The following is a 19,641-nucleotide window of genomic DNA, read 5'->3' as shown; positions in this document are numbered from 1 at the left end:
TACCGGTTGTTTGCAAGGACATTTTGCATCGCGCGACACGCCACCCGCTCCGATCAGACACACTGCAAGACTTCCTCAGTCCGCAAGGTCTTGTATTGTTGAAGCAAGAATTCCAGATTGCTGAGCGAGGCCGAACTGAATATCTTGGGGTGAGAGGCAAAAACTCGCACTGCATAGTTACCAGTACCGCTCAGCGACTTCTTCAACAGCTCATGCGAGCACATATCCAGCGTCAGCTGCCTGGTTTTCTCCGCGGCCAGCACCTTGCCCACAAGCTCGCGCAACCGCCCTCCGCCTACACCGAGTCCCTGGCCATCACCATAGATCTTTTGCCCTCGGATTCGAAGGTTGTTGGCAACCAAGCTCGCCAGCGTGGCCTTGAACGCCGTGACAGGCACTTCGACAAACTTGCCGTCGTCCTGTGGAACACAAGGATCGTCGGTAAATCGCCATGCCGCCCGATCACTCGGAGCAGTCCGGTAATCGTAGAAATGCCCCGGCAGACTGTCCTTGTGCAGGCCCGAGGTGACGCTGAATTCGTATTCGATCCCGAACTCCTCGAATGAAGTTCTGAGGCTTGAAAACGGTTGCAGGCACCAGCCTCCGGCCCTGAAAGTGTTGATTCGGCATGAACTGTCGGCCCTGTCAACAGCCCTTTTCAGGCTCGCCAGCGATTCACTGAAGACCTGACGCAACTCGGCAGCGTCAAGCGCATGAAGGCGATACCTGCTGATGTTTTCAAGGGACCAGGTATCGCTCCCCACTCTCACCGCATCTAGCCAATGAGGGTGCAGGTGAAATCCGACTTCGCAACCGGAACCGATCATCTCCTCGATTTGCCCTGCAACCCTTGCGTACGATTGCTTGTCGCTCGCTTCGATCTTGTGCAGATAGGTCGCATCGACGAAGAAAAGTGCCGTTGCCGCGTGCTGTCTTATCAGCTTCAGGATCTCCCTGGTCGGCGCGATGAGGCAATTCTCCACTGATCCACTGTTCCGCCCAAGAAACAGCTCGTAGTCGAAGGTGAGCATGATCTTTTCGTCAGACAAGCGCCCTCTCCTCATCGATGAGGTCACCCTTGTATGTGGCCCCGTGCATCAGCGAATTCGCTCTGGCAAACAATTGATACGCGGAATAGCGCAAGGGCTTGAGGGGATATTTCCAGAGATACCCCTCCCTCATGGTCGCACCGAACCTTACCTTGAAACGCTGAATTGTCTCCAGCTTTGAACCCGGCTGGGGATTTACCCGCGCGCCGACAAAATCGTATTGCCGCACGCCTCTTGCCTTCATGTCGGTCATCGCCTTCCAGTGTAGAAGGTTCATGGCACCACCGAACGGCGAATCGCTGGTGCCACCATGCAGATAGTACGCCGTGTGCCCCGCATTCCAGACAATGACGGCGGCCCCCTGGGCGACATTGTCCTTCTTGGCCACATAGAACGATACGTTCCCGGCAAGGTTCGCCTTGAATCGCTCCAGCTCACCCAGCGACACAGACAACTTCTGGTTCCGTTTCATGGTTGAGTGGATCAATTCATAGCAGGTGTCGAGGTTGTGTGGCCCCTCGGAAATCTCCACGCCGGCGTCCTGCGCCTTCTTGATGACGTTGCGATGCTTGCCGTGCACATTGGCCCAGAGCTGTTCAACCGGCAACTCAAGATCTACAACGTAGGTGCCAAACCGGGCATAAATCGCCCCCTCGGGGACGACGGAGAAAACAGCCGTGGCCTGCGGCTGGTAGATGAAATCCACGTCAAGATTCCGCGCCGCAGCGACGACCTGGTTCAGGAATTCGTATTCACCGGACTGCGAGTCGCCTCCGTTCAGGCAGATCGTCTGGTGCGTAAATACCAGGCGGTCAAACAGCGCACGTCGCTCTACGATGAACGGAAGCACAAAGTCGCCGCTCTTGAACCAGCCATACCTCGATGCCTTGGCCTTCAGGTAGGCGGCCTCGCCAACGATCGGCAGAACGCCAGCCAGCCCCTTATCTGTTGTCAGTATTTCGACCATCATTGAATTCCTGAACGACATCAAACAGATGCGTCATCTTTCTTGCATCATCCTCGATCGGTATCTCCACGATGCACCCATCGATCTGCGTAGCGTTCTTCAGCTGCGGGTTGCCCGGGGACAGCAGCGGATAGCCCCCGTTGGAATAGATCTGTCGGCGCCCGAGGAAACCCCTGAGTTTCAGCGCGATCTCCCGGCTCACGCAACGCAGCACAATCTTGTGATTGCTCGGCGCTCCCCGGAGGGATCGGACGACAGAAAAATAGTTGCTTCGGGAGAATCTCTGGGCGAAATCATCGAAATACTTCTGCCGGAACGCGAAGCACCCCGACAGCGAATCCTTGAGCAGCCCCCCCAGAATCGGTGCCTCAAAGGGCGCCATTGAGTCCAGGCTGAGGTCGACAAATTTCGTAAGTGCCAGCGTTCCGTACTCCAGCAGCGGGTTCAGAACCAGTAATTTCCTGCTGGAGTATGCATTCAACCTGCGGATGCAGAAATCCATCCACTTGATGTAGTGAATCAGGTCGTGCCGGGTGTGCTCAAGCGCGGCCGACTGGTCCGACCAATAAAACGCCCCCATGTGCCCAGCGAGCGGCTTGCCGGGGCTGATCGAAAAGAAACCAGCTTCTCCAAATGTACCCACCGGTCGGTCCAGCAGGCGCGCGCCAAAGCTCTGCGCAGCATCATCAATCAGGCAGATGCCTTTGCTCCTGCAAAGCTCTTCAGCCCGATGGAGATCAGCCGGGTTGCCGTACATGCTGGGCAACAAGGCCGCGCGCACTGAATACTTGTCGGCCAGATACTCCAGCGAATCGAGATCTCCGTTCAGGTCCCGGGAATCTATGTCGTAGAAGATGGGCTCCACCTTTGCCTTGCGCAGCGGAATCAATACCGACGAGCAAAGGTATGTCGGCAGGAGCATCCTGGTCCAGCCGCTGTTAGCCGCGATGATCTGGTACAGAGCTGATCGTCCGTTCGACGCATAGTGCAGGTGCTTGTTGAACAGCCGCTCCACGCCCCGCAGGTCCAGCTCGGCCCTGGAAAATGCGGGAGGCACAAATTTCTCGACTACAGGTCCTGAAGCCATTTGTAAACTTCCGTCATCCTGACCGGCATGAACCAGTCGTTCCGATCGCGCAAAATCTGCTGGCGATACTTCTCCAGGACCTGCTTCCCATCGGCGATCTCCACGATGGCCTTGCGCTGGGCCTGGACGTCATCTAACCCGCATGCAACGCCGTATCCCCGGCCGTTGATGATCTCCCCGGCATCTCCCGGCGGCAAGACCCCGAATATGGGCAGGCCGATATTGATGTATTCGAACATCTTGGAAGGCACGCACGCGCCCAGATAGGGGCTTGCAAGCGACACAAACCCCATGTCCGCATGGTCAGTCAGGTAACGCAGGAAATCCGGATAGCTCAACTGATTGACGAATTTGCAGTTCGGTTGATTCCTACGCGCAAAATCCAGCGGTTTGTACGCAGCGTGATTCCCGACGAAGTGGGCCTCGACGCTCCCGATCCCTCGAACGGCCTCCGCCAGAAGCTCCGGCGACTGGTTCTTGTCGTAGGTTCCACCGTACACGATGGTCAGCCCTGTCGACGGTGCTTTCTCGCGCAACTCGGCCTTAGCCATGTATCCAAAATACGAGCACCTGATTCGTGCTGCCAGTTCCGGATACTTTTCGGTCAGAGAGGCCTGGTTCGATTTCGACGACGTGATGACCAGATCGGCGTTTTCCAGATACTTGCGCTCCTGCCCCTCCCGACTGACATGAGGCAACTTGTTGATCTTCCTGCCGGACACCCGTGTGTAATCGACCGGATCATGCAGGTTCACGACGAACCTGCAGCCAGCTACGTCTTTCAACTGACTCCCGAGCTTGATGCAGCCCAGTTCGCCGCCGCTCGTGACAAAGACAAGATCTTCCTTACGCACCCGCCCCTTCAGCAGTGCCAAACTCCCGTCCACCCATGGGTCCAGGTAATCCTCGTAAAAACCGATCCGTTCGAAGGCCTGATCCAGTCTGATCCTGGACTGTCGGTAGGGCAGCCGGATCTCTCGTTCGGAAATGACGGCATCCTGGCCCAGGTAATCTGGCGCCACCACCACGACCTCTGCCCCCTGGCTTCGGAAGAAGTCCACCTGGGCAATTCTGATCAACGCACCGCCCGTCTTTTCGGGCAAGTAGGTTCGGCTGATGTACCAGATCTTCATTCGTGAGACTTCGACAGGATGACAACTGTCAAATAGCCTTCATAGCGGAAGAACTTGTCCAGAAACCGAAACAGAACCTTGGCCGGCGGCAGGAAATTCAACCAGTTGAAAATTGTTCCCCTGGACAACGTCAGGCGCTGGCCGATACGCAACCCACAACGCTGTGCCTCCTCACCCAGGTCAAAGATCTTGTACTCCGACGGGAAGCGCCAGACCCCCAGCAGCCTCATCGTCAGATACGCAAATCGGTAAGGCGGGCAGTAATGATTGGGAAACGCGATGATCATGAGCCCGTCTTCCTTCATGACTCTCGAATACTCCGACAGGGCCCGGACTCTTTCTTCGACGGAGAAATGCTCAATGACGCCCGCGTTGAAAACGATGTCAAACTCGGCGCCCCGAAAGGGCATGGAAAACATGTCGCATACCATCGCAGTGATTTTCTTGTTCAGCTGCGCGGCCGCAGCCTCCACAAGGCTGATCGCTCGCTGGTTGATGTCGATCACTGTCTTTTCATTCGCGTCCGCGAGCAGGAGCGTCGTGACCGCCGTCTCGCACCCCACCTCGATGATCTTGCGCCCACCACCGGCACGCGAGTCAATCAGCGCGGCCAGTTCGCGCTGGAATTGCGCCGGAGACCGGAACGCCGACAGCACGTCCGCCAACTCGATCCGGCTCATATGGTCGTCCCATATATCAGACTGAGCTGCGTCGCCCCTCCTGCAGAAGATGTTTTTGATAGCTTTCATGATTTCAGCCATATTTTATTTGTGTCACCCAACAGCGTTGCTTTTCAACACCTTCATGCTGGGCGCCAGCATGCGGTAAGTAATGAAGGCGTACAAGGCAGTCGTCAGTAATTTGAACATCACGCCGCCATTGGCCCACTGGGGCTGCATCCGGTCCGCGAACACGAAGCCGAGGAACACCGCGAACGCCAACCCCGCCTTACCCCACCGCAGGGTCAACCCCTCGAATTTAAGAACCCAACCATACAGCCAGGCCGTCTGCGCCGCCGTTGCGGCGATGAATACATAGGGCGCCGCAATGTAGCCGAACTTCGGGACCAAATAGAAATTCAGGGCGAGACTGCAGACAGCCATGATCAATGCACCGCTCGAAATGATCCAAGTCTTCTTGTTGAAGCCGATGACGTCCTGCAGCAATCTGTTCTGGGGCGACAGAACATAAATGAATCCGCAGGCACCAATGAGGCTAGCGGCACCCAGGTAGCCCTTGCCGGTAAAAATCTGCACTACCTGCACCGAGTAGGCAACTGCGCAGTAGTTCACGAACAACATAACCACCCACATGACGATGGACAACTCGCCGAGCATGTGCAGTGTCCGCTTGCGGTCGGTGGCCATTCCAACCTGCGTCTTGACGCCTGTCACCTGAGTCACGGCATCCTGCACCACGTACAGCAGCGATGCGATGGTGGCAGCCAGGGAATACACGCCAACTGCCTCCAGATCGACATACTTGGCAATGATCAACCGGTCCGAGGTCCCGGCAATCCACCCGGCCACCAGATTCGGCAACAACGGAAGGCTGTATACAAGACACTCCCTTAGCTTGCGTCGGTCAAACTGGAAAATGAGCAAGTGGGCCCTGACGAAGTGCCAGACCACAAAGGCAAAGACATAAGCCGATGACAGCGCAATCGCCACCAGACGTCCGAGCACACCCTCCCCCAGCGTTGCCACCAGAAGATAGGTGGATACCGCGCCGATCAGCGCGCCCCATATTTCGATCTTCGTGACCGTCCGGGCTTCAAACGACTGCCGCAGGAACATCATCCCAAGTTGCGCCAGCTGCAGCAGCAAAGTCGGCACCGTCGCGATCCAGAGATACGTCGGGGGGACCGATGCCATGTCCGCCGCCAGCCAGGTGGACAGCAAGGAAAACACGATCAAAGACACGCTGCCCCATGCCAGCACAAACCAGAATACCGTGGAAAACAATCCCGCGAGCTGACGCCGGTTGGCCTGGTACTCGTGATACAGACGCGCCAGCGCCGAATCCAGGTACAGCGACAGAATGATGGGCAGTGCCTGCGTCAGTGCCACCAGTGCGTTCAAGGCGCCAAATTCGGTCGGGGACAGGCTATGCGTCAATATCGTCAGCGTGAGCAGCGCCAAAGCCTTGGTCGTCACGCTGGAGAGCAGATACCAGCGCCCGTTGCTGACGATGGACGAGAGCCAGCCCGCCGGACGTCGTTCTTCACGCATCTACAGGCACCTTATCTGCCTTAGGTCCGACAGCGTTAGCCCCTGCTTGAGGTAGTACGCTTCCTGCTCCTTGAGTTTGGTCTCCTGATAGGTCGTTAGGGCCGTGGTCGAAAAATTGATCCGGTTGGCGTAGCTGGCCCTGAAAGCCGCAGACCGCCTGACGTAGGGGCCGAGCTGCCATTTTACGTGCTGCTTCCAGCGGTTGGTGGTCTCGTCCAAGCTCTCACCTGTCCAATCCGGGCGAGGCCGGCTGAGCAACAGCTCGATAATCTCGTTACCGGCTCTGACATGATTCAGGCCGTCATCCCATTGAATGACGCCCTTTATCAACTGCCTTCTCTTGCCCGCCCGCTCTGCAAATTCAGTGGTTTCGTTGCCCGAGTAGAACGCATTGATCACCCTTTGGAGCTGATCGGCACTATGAAATACGGGGCTCCCCTCATTCAACTTATCTCTTGGGAAGTCACGCCCGCTTGGATTGAGCAGGCAAGTTGGTTTTCCAAGCAGCCAGGCTTCCATGGCAGTTGTCGATTCATAAACCATCCAGATATCCGATGCCTGGATGCAGGCCAGGATAGGCTCTTCGTTTGTCAACACCAGCACATTTTCCAGTTGAGCTGCTTTCGTGATACCCGACGCCATATGCCCCAATTGAACACCCGGGTGCTGTTTCAACAGAAAAAGCACATCTTTATTGGCCTCCGCCAACTGGGTCAACACGTCATCGAATGCAAATGAGTCTTGTATGAACCGCTTCTTCTGGGAACCTTCATACAGGCTGTCAAACACCTTGAAGCGGGAATCTTCCGGATAGAAGAAACCAAAGTCCCAACAGCCTACGCCAACGACTTTCCGGTATCCGGTCTTTCGGTATTTCCCCAGAATTGTCTCCTTGATGTTGTCGGAGACGGCAATCTTGTAGTTATCAAACCCGACCCCTCCCGACACCTTGACCCGACCGGTCAGTTCCGGATGCAACGCGAGTGTGGAATCACGCGAAAACTCGGACCACTGCATATTGATATCTTCATGCAACTGTTTTTCCTTGTTCCAGCCCCAGATCATTTCACTTTGGTACGCGGCATCACCCTGCAAATTTCCCTCTGACACAAGCGACACCCCCAACATATTGCGCCGTTTCGCATAACGCATCAATTCGAGGTTCTCCACCGCGCCAACCGTATTGGTGATGAACAACAACCTGGGCTTGGCCTCATGGATGGACTGGAACCCGTCCCAGACGCTGGCTTCACTGACGCTGAGACCCTGCAGTCTCAGATAGTTGCAGACGAGTGTGGCCGAGACGCGGTCGCGACTGGGCGTGGTGGTCCACTCCAGACTGATCACGTCAATGCCGCTCTTGCTTGTTTTCGACATGGATTCCCGAACTTACGGTGACACCCTGCCCCGGGGGCGCGACAGGATTGGTTAGGCAGCCTAAACAAAAGCCATGCGCATCGTCATTGGATGGACAAGCCGTCCGGCGTCTTCCGGATCATGCCGCGCGTATCAATGACCACTTTGCCCTTCAGTGCGTCGACCTGGATGCCACGGAACTCGTCATGATCCACGAGAAGAACAACAATGTCCGCCTTTTCCAGCGCATCCGCCAGGCCCGACAGCCTGACGTTGACTCTGGAATTCAGCGAGTCGGGCAATTGCTTGATGAAGGGCTCGACCACCAGGATCTGCGGGCCATTGTCCTGCGCCAGGGATACGGCGATATCCAGGGACGGGCTTTCGCGCAGGTCGTCGATGTTGGCCTTGAAGGACACGCCTAGGCAAGCCACCGAGATATTGTGTTTTGTGCTCTTGAGGCTGGCGACGGCATCATGAACTTTCCCGATCACCCATTCCGGTTTATGGTCGTTGACTTCGCGGGATTGGCGAATCAGCTTGGCCTGCTCTGGCGCGGAAGCCACGATGAACCAAGGATCGATGGCAATGCAATGCCCCCCCACTCCCGGCCCCGGGCGCAGAATATTGACGCGTGGATGGCGGTTGGCCAGTGAAATCAGGTCCCACACGTCGATGCCGATCTTGTCGCAGATCATGGACAACTCATTGGCAAAGGCGATGTTGACGTCGCGGAACGCGTTTTCCGTCAGCTTGGTCATCTCGGCTGTTCTCGCGTCAGAGATCAGGCAATCGCCCTGGACAAATGTCCGATACAGATCCCGCGCACGGTCGGCGCACCGGCTGGTCATGCCACCGATGACACGGTCGTTGCGCACCAGTTCCTGGACGACGGCACCTGGAAGCACGCGCTCCGGACAGTAAGCGATATTGACATCGGCCGCCTCGCCGGCTTGGTGAGGGAACGTCAGGTCCGGGCGCTCTTCGGACAGCCAGCGCGCCATCGATTCGGTGGACCCGACGGGAGAGGTGGACTCAAGCACCACCAGGTTTCCTTTTTCCAGCACCGGCGCAATGGATCGGCTTGCCTTTTCCACATAAGTCATATCCGGCAGGTGGTCGGCTGTGATCGGGGTGGGAACGGCAATGAGGAAGGCCTGGGCCTTCTGGGGCCTAGTGAAAGCGCGCAGCTTTCCGGCATGCACCGCACCATGAACCAGCACGTCGAGCTCGGGCTCGACAATGTGTATCCGGCCCTCGTTGATAGTGGCGACGACCTCGGCATTCACGTCTACACCCATAACATTGATGCCGCGGGAAGCGAGTACGGCCGCGGTTGGCAGGCCGATATAGCCCAATCCGATGATCGAGACGCGGGAGAATTCTTCTTTACTCATTGACGATCCATTCGCAGATTTGTTGGCTGGCTGTTCCGTCCCCGTAAGGATTATGAGAAAAGCCCATTGCTCGATATTTTTCCGGATCGTCGAGTAGCAGACTGGATTCCTGGAAAATACGCTCTCGGCTGGTTCCCACGAGCCTGACCGTACCGGCCGCCACTGCCTCGGGTCGCTCGGTAGTGTCGCGCATAACGAGCACGGGCTTGCCCAGTGTCGGGGCCTCTTCCTGAATGCCGCCTGAATCGGTCAGTATAAGGGCCGAGCGGTTCATCAGGTAAACGAACGGCAGGTAATCCAACGGCTCGACCAAGAAGATATTCGATTTTGCCCCCAGTATTCGTTTGACTGGTTCCTGCACATTGGGATTCAGGTGAACCGGGTAGACGACTTCCACATCTTCCCGATTGGCCAAGTCATTCAGAGCGTGGCAGATATTTTCAAACCCCTCACCGAAATTTTCCCGGCGATGGCCGGTAACGAGAACCAGGCGCTTGGCCGGATTCAAATAGGCAAACTGCTGTTCCAGTTGCTGCCGCAGGGCCTTGTTGCTGTTCAGCTCCTTGACCACCCACAGCAAGGCATCAATCACGGTATTGCCGGTAACGACGATTCTTTCCGCGCCCACGGACTCGTTGAGCAGGTTCTGTCTTGCCTGCTGGGTGGGGGCGAAGTGCACGTCCGCGATGACCCCCGCCATCCTCCGGTTGATTTCCTCGGGCCAGGGTGAGTAGATGTCTCCGGTCCTCAGCCCGGCCTCTACATGACCCACCGGAATCCTGGCGTAATAAGCCGCCAATGCTGCAGACATGGTGGTCGTGGTATCGCCGTGAACCAGCACACGGTCCGGCCGCCAACCGGAAAATACTTCTCGCAACCCCACCAACGCTCTGGCTGTGATATCCGTTAAATCCTGACCAGCCCTCATCAGATCGAGGTCAAAATCCGGCGCGATGGAGAACAGCTTGAGGACTTGGTCCAGCATGTGGCGATGTTGCGCCGTCACGCACACGCGCGCGTCCAGCTCCGACCTCGCCCGCAATGCGTTGACAACCGGAGCCATCTTTATCGCTTCAGGCCGTGTGCCGAAGACGATCAGGATTTTCTTTCGATGCATTCCCACTTAAAACCACCACTTTAAATAGAGATCACAGGCCAGCCGTCAGGGAAACGACTTCGCCGCCGTATTCATGACCATTTGCAGCAGGCTTGAAAAAACCGCTTCGGTATTGGACATCCCGCTCATCACTGACCGGGGGATGCAAGCAGCGACCACGCCATTGGCGTGCCCGTGTCGACATCTCGCGCAACTCTGAGACCCAGCAAGGTGTCCATGTGCTTGGGCGGCAAGCCCAAGCCTGGACGAACACAGCGCAAATTCTCGCGGGTCAGGATATCGCCGGCCTTCATATCTTTGGCGATATAGAGCGAACGACGGAAGACGAGTGACTTCATCTCGGCAGCAGTTGGGCCGTACCGGACCTGCCCAAGGGCCTGCGCAGCCCGTTCTGTCTCTTCCCGCAGCTGCTGCAATTCGTTGGGCTCCATCGAAAAAGTCGAATCCACCCCCCCGTCTGCTCGTCGCAGAGTAAAGTGTTTCTCGATCACGGTCGCGCCGAGCGCCGTTGCCGCGACAGACACACCGCAGCCCATCGTGTGGTCAGATAGGCCAACTTCGCAGCCAAAGAGGGCTCGCATATGCGGAATGGTGCTGATATGCGTGTTCTCGGCGGTAGCCGGGTAGGTGCTGGTGCACTTGAGAAGTACTAGATCGCGACAGCCGGCCTCGCGGGCGGCGCGCACGGCTTCGTCGATTTCGGCTGCAGTGGCCATACCAGTGGAGATGATCATGGGCTTGCCGGTGGCGGCCACGCGGCGGATCAGCGGCAGATCAGTGTTCTCGAACGAAGCAATCTTATAGGCCGGCACATGTAGCGACTCCAGAAAGTCCACCGAGGTGTCGTCAAACGGCGTGCTGAAGCAATGCACACCAAGCGATGCCGCGCGTTCCATGATGGGGCGGTGCCACTCCCATGGGGTATGCGCTTCCTGATACAGCTCGTAGAGCTGGCGATCGGCCCACAGGCTCTTGGGATCGTCGATCACAAAGCCCGGCTTGCGCACATTGAGCGTCATGGTGTCGGCCGTGTATGTCTGCAACTTGATCGCGTCGGCGCCGTGCGCGGCCGCTGCGTCCACGATCTCCAGCGCACGGTCAAGCGACTGATTGTGGTTGCCCGACATTTCGGCAATCAGATAAGGGCGGCGACCAGGGCCAATTTCACGATCCAGAATCTTCATAGCGGAGTCACCGGGTAGTCGGCCTCAAGCCAACGGTCTTTTGATATTGCAGCGGACCACCATGGTACCCACATGCTTGGAACAGGCGCTGGGAGGCTGTATTCCCGGGCACGACACTGGCATCCACGGTAAAACCATGGCCCAGGCGCTGGTGCACGGCCCGCTCTCCTGCCAGCAGGAGTCGCTGCCCCAGTCCTAGTCCCTGCAGGTCAGGATCCAGATAGAGTGACACTTCGATGTGGTCCGCGGCAAGCCGATCAAAGCGGATGCAACCAACCGGCAGCTGACCAACCTCGGCAACAAACAGCCAGCGATCACCGGCCGCAAGCACACGCTGTAGCCAGCCCAAGTGGTCGGCCAGGCCGATGGGAGCCGTTGTGCCCGACACAGCGCGCACTGCGGGGTGGTTGCGCCAGCGGTGCAGCATCTGCCCATCGCCGCCTGTAGCCGGACGCAGATGCAAGGTGGCGCACAACAGGCTCAATGCCACGCGCTGCGCGCCGCGACCGTCGACCAAGAGGGCTGCGCGCTCGCCCAGGACCTGGCGGGCAACCGGATCAGCCAGCAAGACCCTGAGCACCTGCGACAGCGCAGGCACGCCAACGGGGTCGGATTGGCTGTCAAGGCGCGCGGCCTGCAGTACGCCCAGTTTGTCGAGTGCGGGTACCACCGCCATCTGGTTGGCGGCCAGCACCAGCCCGATGGTGGGAACACCGATGCAGCAACGCTCCCAGGTGGCCCCACCACCGGCGCCAATCTGCAGGTCGTGGCGCGCGAAGAAGGCCGCGAGATCGGGTTCGTCGAGCGTAAGAGACGCCCCCGGCATGTCGGCGCAGGCCGCGCGCAACTCGGCCAGATGGGGACTGGCCGAGGTGGAGACGACCTCGATGGGGCCGGCAAAGCCGCTGCGGCGGCAGGTTCTCAGCACCTGCACGGAGGCACCGCCAGGATCCGTTCCGCCCACAAAGATCCCCAGGCTACGTACCAGGGGATGAAAACGGTATCGCGGCGCTTCGCGGTAGGCCGTCGACAGCAGTGCGTAACGCGGGCCGGTCATCCAGCGCGGCCTGCGGCGCAGGTGCGGTGCATACTTGGCGCGGTGGTCGGCATCCCAGTTCTGGTCGAGCAGCGCGTCGGCGTCCAGCGCACGGTCGGCCATGTCGTCGATGACGAACAACTGGCACCCCAGGTCCTGACGTATCGCCGCGTGCCAGCGCGCGTCGAAGGCGTAATGGTCCACCACCAGCCAGTTCGGAGCGGCGTCGCGCAGCACGGCCGCTGTGTCCCTTGCGTCTTGCGTCCAATGCACACCGGCCCAGGCCTGCAGGGGTGGCCCCTCTGCCTCGGGCACATAGGAGATGGCTGGCGCAGGCAGCCAGTGCACAGCGAGTCCGGCGCGTACCGCAGGTCTGGCCAGGACCTGCGGTGCCACGTCATCGAGCCGGCGGACCAGCAGGTCGACCCTGGCGCCCAGTTCGGCCAGGGCCTGCGCCAGCGAGAGGCAGCGCCGCAGGTGGCCCGTCCCCATGGTTGCGGAAGCATCGACACGCAGGGCGACGTGGAGAACCGCACCCATGATCAACGCGCTCCATCGGGCTGGAAAGCCTGCCGCACCGGCACGCCAGCGGCCGCCAGCGCCGCCTTGGCGCCAGCCGGGGTTTGCTCAGTGAAATGGAAGATACTGGCAGCGGCCACGGCCGAGGCCCCCGCTTGGACCACCGCGTCCACCATGTGCTGATAGTTGCCGGCACCGCCCGAGGCGATGACCGGAACGCTGACTGAGCGGACGACGGCCTCGATGAGTGCCAGATCGTAGCCCTGCATGGTGCCATCGCGCTCGATCGAGGTAATGAGAATCTCGCCAGCCCCGCGGTCCTCGAGCTCACGCGCCCAGGCGCGGACATCGCGACCGGTGGGCTGCCGGCCGGCATGGCTGAAGCAGTTCCAGCCGCCATCCTGCGCCCGTACGTCGATGCTGGCCACCACGCTCTGGACGCCGTGCCGCCTGGCGATCTCTGTCACCAGTTCCGGCCGGGCATAGGTTGCGGTGTTCACACTGACCTTGTCAGCGCCTGCACGCAACAGACGCTGCACCTGCTCGATCCGGGTGATACCGCCACCGACGGTCAGGGGAACAAAGCAGTCCTGGCCAAACTCGTCGATCGACTCGAAATCAGGATCGTCGTTCGACTGATGCGCCACGATGTCGACCAGCACCAGTTCGTCAACCTCCCGCTGGTTATAGACCTTGATGGCGGGCAGCACGGGGCCGACGCGACGCCAGCTGTCGAAGGCAGTCCCCTTGACCAAGCCAAACTGCTTCCAGAGCAGGGTGGGAATGACACGCACCTTCAGCACTTGGGGCTCTCGATGAAGTTGCGCAACAGCCGGAAGCCGGCGCGCGAGCTCTTTTCCGGATGGAACTGGGTCCCCCACACATGGCCGTGCCGAACCGCGGCCGTGACTGGCACGCCATAGTCGGCCGTGGCCAACACGTTCGCCGGATCCTGAGGCACAAAGGCGTAGCTGTGTACGAAGTAGAAATCGGTGCCGTCGGGGATGCCGTCGAACAGGTGGTCAGCACTGCCGAAGCGGGTTATGCCATTCCAGCCCACGTGGGGTACGCGCAGTCCGCAACCAAGCACACGCAGGTGCTCGACCTGGCCGGGAATGAAACCCAGCCCCGGCGTTCCCTGCCCCTCGTCGACCCCCTCGGTGCTGGCATCGGCCAGCAGTTGCATGCCCACACAGATGCCCAGCAGGGGACGGCCGTAGCCCACCACCTCCTGGCGCAGTGCTTCGACCCAGCCGCCTGCCTGCAGCAGTCGGGCGCAATCGGCGAAATTGCCCACCCCGGGCAGGATGAGGCAGTCCGTGGTGTGCATGTCGACTGCGCGGTTGACCAGCACCGGCGCGACGCGCAACTCTTCCAGTGCACGCAGTACCGAGCCCAGGTTGCCCACACCGTAGTCGATGACGCCGACTCTCATGGCCTTCTCAGACGTTGTCGTAGTTGATCTTGGTCAGGTTGCCGTCACGATCCTTGAGCAGGGCGCCGCTGACGTCGCGCTTGAAGATCTTCTTGTTGGTGAACTTGTCGCAAACCCGGATGAATTCATCGACTGTCAAGTCCAAAGGCCGCAGGATGTCTTCCAGCGACTTGCCCAGGTACTCCCATGGGAAGCGGCCGTCCAGCCGCTTGACGGCCTCAAGGCCGTCAAGGCGGGTGAGGCGGCCGCGGCGGATGTGCAGGCAGGCCAAGTCGGTGGCGCGGCCGAAGCCGAATTTCAGGAACTTGAAGTAGTCGTGAATGCCGGTCTGGTGGTTGTCCAGGTTCTCGTAGTTAACCATCGAACCCTCGACCACCTTGTCGTAGCTGCGGAAGCCGTTAGCCTGCGCAATCAGGGTATTGGACAAGCCGTCCCACGGAATGTAGTGACCTAGGAAGAGGCCCGTCACCCCCACGCGAGTGAGCTCTTCATCGCTCGGATAAGTGTAGTGAATCAGATGCTTGGCCTCGATGCCCTCCTGGCCTATCAGGTCGGATACCCGCATGCCCAGCAACCCGCCGAATTCCTCGAGCCAGCGACGATTGAGCACGCTGTTTTCTGCGGCCGCAGCCGGACCGCCATATTCGTTTTGCGAATTCTCGCCCCAGACGATCAGCGGAACGTTGAATTGCACAGCAGCCCGGACAGGGATGGTGAAGATGCCCGCATGCTCCGGCCAGGAAATATCCCCCACCTGGGTCAGGCCGACGCGGTTGAGCTTGGCACGCACCAGCGGATTGGGCGAAACCTCGATGTAGTCCACCCCGAGGTGCTTGAGGTTCTCGATGTTTTTGCGCCCGAGTTCGGACAGGTCACAGGTCGTGGAGGTCACGCACAGCGGATTCAGGCCCAACTGCAGCATGCGCACAACCTGGTAAGTGCTGTCCTTGCCGCCGCTAACAGGCACGATGCAATCCCAGTTGCTGCCATCGCGTCGGCGATACTTCTCCAGAACCTGCAGCAGTTCCTTGTAACGGGCGTCCCAATCCACCTCTTTACGGCGCTCGTAACTGCGGCAGGCGTTGCACACGCCGTGTTCGTCTAGGTGCAGATCCGGCTTGGTGTCCGGCATTACACAGTGCTTGCAATAGGTCAACATAGGACGGTGTCAGAGATCAGGTAAAGAGGACGAATCAGCGCTTTTCCATCAGGAACCACGTGATGTCGTCCTGGGGAAAGTTGGGATCGCGGCGATAGGCGAAGCCATAGTCGATGAGTTGCAGTTGCGGGTGGCGCTCCATGATCTCGCCGGCAAAGTCGCGTTTGAACAGACGATCACTGTGGCCGCGGTAAGGAATGACGACCGGTGCGGGGTTGTAGTACTCTGCAACGAGCAGGTAGCGGCCAGTGCACGCCACGAGTTTGTCGTAGACCTGCGGCAGCACCTCGGGGTTGATGTGGATGAGAACACCCTTGATGAGAGCAAGGTCCCACTTGCGCTCCGGTTCAAAATCAAGAATGGACGTGTTATAGACGTGCGCGGGTCGAATCACCTCGCCAAGCTGACGGGCCGCCTCAGCATTGATTTCAATACCATGGGAGTCGATGCCGGGGTGCAGCAGGTTCAACGCTTTCAGGTTCATGCCGATGTTGGCGCCGAACTCCACACAGCTCTTCACACCCCGCGTGGCATGCAATGCGCCGACGAAGAAGTTCAGGTTCGAGGCCAGCAGCAGATCACCTTGATTGCGCTGGATATATTCATCACCAAAGTCTCCGGCCCAGAAGGCTTCTTGTTCAGTCTTGAACGTATTGTCAGATTTCATTTTTGTTTCTCTCGCTGAAGAATCATGGATTTGAACATCCATTCTGCCCGCTCCCAATCTTCCGGGTTATCTATGTCCTGTACGCGATGGTGCGGCAGGATCACCGGGGTAGCATCCTCGGAAAAAATGGTTCTGCCGGATAGCCACGCGTCCGTGCGCCCCCAGTAGAACTGGGCGGCATCATGGTAAGCCTCTTCCAGGTCCTGCGATCGGGTATTGAAATGCTCGGGATAGAACATGGCAACCCGTCCAGAATCGGCGATGCGAATCGCGCGCTGAATGGGAAACTCATACCGGGTAACTGAGAACGCATAGTCTGCGCCGGTCTGATCTAGATCTCTCAGGCCTTGATTCAAATCCGCCCCTTGCAAGAAGGGGGCTGTCGCGTATATGCAGCACACAGCATTGGGCGATACCCCCTGTGATTGAACTGTTTTGACAGCATGTGCAACCACGGGAATCGTGCCGGCATAGTCATCAGAGAGCTCGGTCGGTCGCCGAAACGGAACGTCGGCACCGTAATGGCGCGCAATGCCCGCGATCTCATCATCATCGGTCGACACTATGATCCGGTCGAAGCATCCGCTCTCCCGGGCAGCCTCGATAGACCACGCAAGCATGGGCTTGCCGCAGAATAGCTTAATGTTCTTGCGGGGTATGCGTTTACTCCCCCCGCGCGCCGGTATGACCGCCAACCTCATGATCACACCCCAATATTAGAAAAGGGTTTGGTAGCCGGTCGGGGTCAGCAACTGCTGGACCACCTCGTCCTGCTGCTCTTGCGTCAGGTCCGGGTACATGGGAAGGCTGATGACCTCAGTGTAATAACGCTCCGACTCAGGGTAATCTTCTCGCTTAAACCCCAAGCGCTCGTAATAAGGTTGCCGGTAGACAGGGATGTAATGCAGATTCACGCCAATGCCGCCAGCCCGCAGGTTATCGAACAGCGCCCGGTGATTCTCCGCGGGAACGCGAACAATATACAGGTGCAAACCTGAGTAGGTGTCAGGATGCTGCCACGGCGTGGCAATCAGACTCTTATCCAGCAATTTGTCATACCGAAGAGCAATGGCGTGGCGTTTGGCCACGAAGTCATCCAGTCGCTTAATCTGGCTCACGCCTAGAGCCGCCTGCAACTCCGTCATACGGTAATTGAAACCCAGCTCGATCTGCTGGTAGTACCAAGGACCGTCCGGCGCGTGCGTCATCTCCGAAGCGTAGCGTGTCACGCCGTGGCTTCTCAAACGAGCCATCACTTTTACGAGCTCTAGGTCATTGGTAACGGCCATGCCGCCTTCGCCCGTGGTGATGATCTTCACCGGATGAAAGCTGAATACCGTGATGTCACTGAACCGGCAATTGCCGACTTTTTCACCTTGATAGCCTCCGCCGATGGCATGGGACGCGTCTTCGATGATACGGAACCCATATTTCTGGGATAGGGCGTGGATGGACTCCATCTCGCATGACTGTCCCGCCAAGTGCACGGGAATGACAACCTTGGGTAACCGGTTATTGGCCTTGGCCCGCTGCAGTTTCTCCGCTAGGCGCTCCACGCTCATGTTGTAGGTGCGTGGATCAATGTCCACGAAATCAACATCCGCTCCGCAGTAGCGTGCACAGTTAGCGCTGGCCACGAAGGTAATGGGTGTGGTCCAAACCACATCCCCCGGCCCCACGCCCAGAGCCAGACAGGCAATGTGCAAGGCGCTAGTGGCACTGTTGACCGCCACGGCATGGTTTGCGCCACAGTAGCCTGCAACTGCCTTTTCAAACTCCGGGACCACAGGCCCTTGCGTCAAAAAATCGGAGCGCAGAACCTCGACGACAGCATTAATGTCATCTTCCGAGATACTCTGCCGACCGTATGGAATCATGCTCATAAATCACACCCAATTGTTGTTGGATTGTATGGACGTGTTGTGCGAACGCACCATGATGCACAACTCCTTCCCAGCAAGGCTAAAAATTGCCCCTTTTCGCGCACTATGTTAAATGCAGCTATTTTTCTGTAACACGCATAGCCTTCTGGCCATCTCCCGCCAACATTAGCCTTGAGACAGCTTCCCCCAGATAACAAGTTATTCAACTTAAAACGAACTGTAGATGCATTGCAATTTAGAAACACACCTCACCACGCTGACCTTATAGCCAGCAAACACAACTTGGAGATTCCGCCGGGGAGCCCGCCACAGAGAAGACACCGAAGAATACGGCGTTATATTTACAGCGGGCGAACGAATTTTGCCACACTAAGCACATTCGCCACAAAGCCACTCGGTCACAAATGGTCCCGTATCGCATTGCGCGAGTAGCGTTTTGCCATAGAAAAATATGGAGCGGGAAAAGAGTCTCGAACTCTCGACCTCAACCTTGGCAAGGTTGCGCTCTACCAACTGAGCTATTCCCGCGCATTGACCACTGCGATGGTCAAAGAAAAAGCCCATCGTCGTCAATGGGCTTTCCAATTTGGTGGCCTGGGGCGGAATCGAACCACCGACACAAGGATTTTCAATCCTCTGCTCTACCGACTGAGCTACCGGGCCTGAGCCTGAGATTATAGCAGCAACAACGGAGCCTTCAGCCAAATTCCTTCAAATTCCGTTGCGCTTGCTGCGCGTCAAATCCACTCCCAGCTGCTTAAGCTTGCGGTACAGGTGGGTGCGCTCCAGACCGGTCTTCTCGGCCACCCGCGTCATGGAGCCGTTCTCCTTGGCCAAATGGTACTCAAAATAGGCTTTTTCGAACTCGTCACGGGCCTCGCGCAAGGGCTTGTCGAGCACAAAATTCTGACTGGCCTGCAGGCCCACTTCGACCGGACCGGGTGTAGCGGCCGGTACGTAGCTCACCGGCTCCAGCGAAGACGTCAGCGCCCCTTGCGCCATCGGTGCAACCGGCTTGCGCAAGGCGCTGCGGGCCAAACCCTGCTCGACCGCCTTGAGCAATTTCTGCAAGGTGATGGGTTTTTCCAGAAATGCCAGTGCGCCGATCTTGGTGGCTTCCACCGCTGTATCAATGGTGGCATGCCCGCTCATCATGATCACCGGCATGGTCAGCACACCGGCGGTCAGCCACTCCTTCAAGAGCGTCACGCCATCCGTATCAGGCATCCAGATATCGAGCAACACCAGATCCGGCCGTTCGCGCATACGCGCCGCACGCGCCTGGGCAGCATTCTCCGCGAGTTCTACGTTGTGACCTTCGTCATTCAAAATTTCCCAGAGCAGATCCCGAATACCGTGCTCATCGTCAACAACCAGAATGTTTGCCATGGTGTACGCGCTATCCCTTAGATGCCATTGTG

At 58.3% G+C, this 19,641-nt stretch carries 18 protein-coding genes and 2 tRNA genes; all 20 read right to left on the bottom strand.

Features of this window, described 5'->3' with window-relative positions; genetic code table 11:
* Window positions 1-53: 53 nt before the first annotated feature.
* Window positions 54-1,049 (bottom strand): polysaccharide deacetylase family protein, encoded by a 996-nt coding sequence (locus tag AC1Q5W_RS12420; RefSeq protein WP_492644922.1) that lies wholly within the window; start codon window positions 1,047-1,049, stop codon window positions 54-56.
* Window positions 1,042-2,016, bottom strand: a complete 975-nt coding sequence (locus tag AC1Q5W_RS12415) for a lipid II:glycine glycyltransferase FemX (RefSeq protein WP_492644921.1) — start codon at window positions 2,014-2,016, stop codon at window positions 1,042-1,044. The genes AC1Q5W_RS12420 and AC1Q5W_RS12415 overlap by 8 nt, the downstream gene beginning before the upstream one ends.
* Window positions 1,991-3,103 (bottom strand): DegT/DnrJ/EryC1/StrS family aminotransferase, encoded by a 1,113-nt coding sequence (locus AC1Q5W_RS12410; RefSeq protein ID WP_492644920.1) that lies wholly within the window; start codon window positions 3,101-3,103, stop codon window positions 1,991-1,993. Before AC1Q5W_RS12410 ends, AC1Q5W_RS12415 begins: the two co-directional genes overlap by 26 nt.
* On the bottom strand, window positions 3,085-4,236 hold the full coding sequence (locus tag AC1Q5W_RS12405) for a glycosyltransferase family protein (protein WP_492644919.1): 1,152 nt from the start codon (window positions 4,234-4,236) through the stop codon (window positions 3,085-3,087). The genes AC1Q5W_RS12410 and AC1Q5W_RS12405 overlap by 19 nt, the downstream gene beginning before the upstream one ends.
* A complete protein-coding gene (locus AC1Q5W_RS12400; RefSeq protein ID WP_492644918.1) occupies window positions 4,233-4,997 on the bottom strand; it encodes a class I SAM-dependent methyltransferase in 765 nt (254 codons plus the stop codon). Before AC1Q5W_RS12400 ends, AC1Q5W_RS12405 begins: the two co-directional genes overlap by 4 nt.
* 12 nt (window positions 4,998-5,009) lie before the next feature.
* Window positions 5,010-6,467, bottom strand: coding sequence for an oligosaccharide flippase family protein (locus tag AC1Q5W_RS12395; protein ID WP_492644917.1), 1,458 nt, complete (start codon window positions 6,465-6,467; stop codon window positions 5,010-5,012).
* Window positions 6,468-7,844, bottom strand: a complete 1,377-nt coding sequence (locus tag AC1Q5W_RS12390; RefSeq protein WP_492644916.1) for a BFO_1060 family glycosyltransferase — start codon at window positions 7,842-7,844, stop codon at window positions 6,468-6,470.
* Between the two features lie 83 nt (window positions 7,845-7,927).
* The gene (gene wecC / locus AC1Q5W_RS12385; protein WP_492644915.1) at window positions 7,928-9,220 is read right to left on the bottom strand and encodes a UDP-N-acetyl-D-mannosamine dehydrogenase; all 1,293 of its coding nucleotides are present in this window, start codon (window positions 9,218-9,220) and stop codon (window positions 7,928-7,930) included.
* On the bottom strand, window positions 9,213-10,337 hold the full coding sequence (gene wecB / locus AC1Q5W_RS12380; protein WP_492644914.1) for a non-hydrolyzing UDP-N-acetylglucosamine 2-epimerase: 1,125 nt from the start codon (window positions 10,335-10,337) through the stop codon (window positions 9,213-9,215). Before wecB ends, wecC begins: the two co-directional genes overlap by 8 nt.
* Before the next feature lie 128 nt (window positions 10,338-10,465).
* Window positions 10,466-11,521 (bottom strand): pseudaminic acid synthase, encoded by a 1,056-nt coding sequence (gene pseI, locus AC1Q5W_RS12375; RefSeq protein ID WP_492644913.1) that lies wholly within the window; start codon window positions 11,519-11,521, stop codon window positions 10,466-10,468.
* A 7-nt stretch (window positions 11,522-11,528) separates the two neighbouring features.
* On the bottom strand, window positions 11,529-13,097 hold the full coding sequence (gene pseG, locus AC1Q5W_RS12370; protein ID WP_492644912.1) for a UDP-2,4-diacetamido-2,4,6-trideoxy-beta-L-altropyranose hydrolase: 1,569 nt from the start codon (window positions 13,095-13,097) through the stop codon (window positions 11,529-11,531).
* A 2-nt stretch (window positions 13,098-13,099) separates the two neighbouring features.
* Window positions 13,100-13,879 carry an imidazole glycerol phosphate synthase subunit HisF gene (gene hisF, locus AC1Q5W_RS12365; protein WP_492644911.1) on the bottom strand — a complete coding sequence of 260 codons (780 nt, stop codon included), beginning with the start codon at window positions 13,877-13,879 and terminating at the stop codon, window positions 13,100-13,102.
* On the bottom strand, window positions 13,873-14,511 hold the full coding sequence (hisH, locus tag AC1Q5W_RS12360; protein ID WP_492644910.1) for an imidazole glycerol phosphate synthase subunit HisH: 639 nt from the start codon (window positions 14,509-14,511) through the stop codon (window positions 13,873-13,875). Before hisH ends, hisF begins: the two co-directional genes overlap by 7 nt.
* Window positions 14,512-14,518: 7 nt before the next feature.
* The gene (locus AC1Q5W_RS12355; protein WP_492644909.1) at window positions 14,519-15,670 is read right to left on the bottom strand and encodes an N-acetyl sugar amidotransferase; all 1,152 of its coding nucleotides are present in this window, start codon (window positions 15,668-15,670) and stop codon (window positions 14,519-14,521) included.
* A gap of 34 nt (window positions 15,671-15,704) precedes the next feature.
* On the bottom strand, window positions 15,705-16,337 hold the full coding sequence (locus AC1Q5W_RS12350) for a pseudaminic acid biosynthesis-associated methylase (RefSeq protein ID WP_492644908.1): 633 nt from the start codon (window positions 16,335-16,337) through the stop codon (window positions 15,705-15,707).
* Entirely contained in the window at window positions 16,334-17,038 is a 705-nt protein-coding gene (gene pseF, locus AC1Q5W_RS12345) for a pseudaminic acid cytidylyltransferase (RefSeq protein WP_492644907.1), read from the bottom strand. Before pseF ends, AC1Q5W_RS12350 begins: the two co-directional genes overlap by 4 nt.
* Before the next feature lie 15 nt (window positions 17,039-17,053).
* Complete coding sequence (gene pseC / locus AC1Q5W_RS12340; protein ID WP_492646156.1) at window positions 17,054-18,214, bottom strand: UDP-4-amino-4,6-dideoxy-N-acetyl-beta-L-altrosamine transaminase; 1,161 nt, start codon at window positions 18,212-18,214, stop codon at window positions 17,054-17,056.
* 458 nt (window positions 18,215-18,672) lie between these two features.
* A tRNA-Gly gene (locus tag AC1Q5W_RS12335) sits at window positions 18,673-18,748 on the bottom strand.
* A 59-nt stretch (window positions 18,749-18,807) separates the two neighbouring features.
* Window positions 18,808-18,883 (bottom strand) — tRNA-Phe (locus AC1Q5W_RS12330).
* 48 nt (window positions 18,884-18,931) lie between these two features.
* Window positions 18,932-19,609 carry a response regulator gene (locus AC1Q5W_RS12325; protein WP_492644906.1) on the bottom strand — a complete coding sequence of 226 codons (678 nt, stop codon included), beginning with the start codon at window positions 19,607-19,609 and terminating at the stop codon, window positions 18,932-18,934.
* Window positions 19,610-19,641 lie beyond the last annotated feature (32 nt).

The sequence above is a fragment of the Rhodoferax sp. MLSD5-FHT05B10 genome (genome assembly GCF_058793415.1).
Note: the sequence above shows the minus strand (reverse complement) of the source record. Positions and strands in the feature narration are given on the sequence as shown.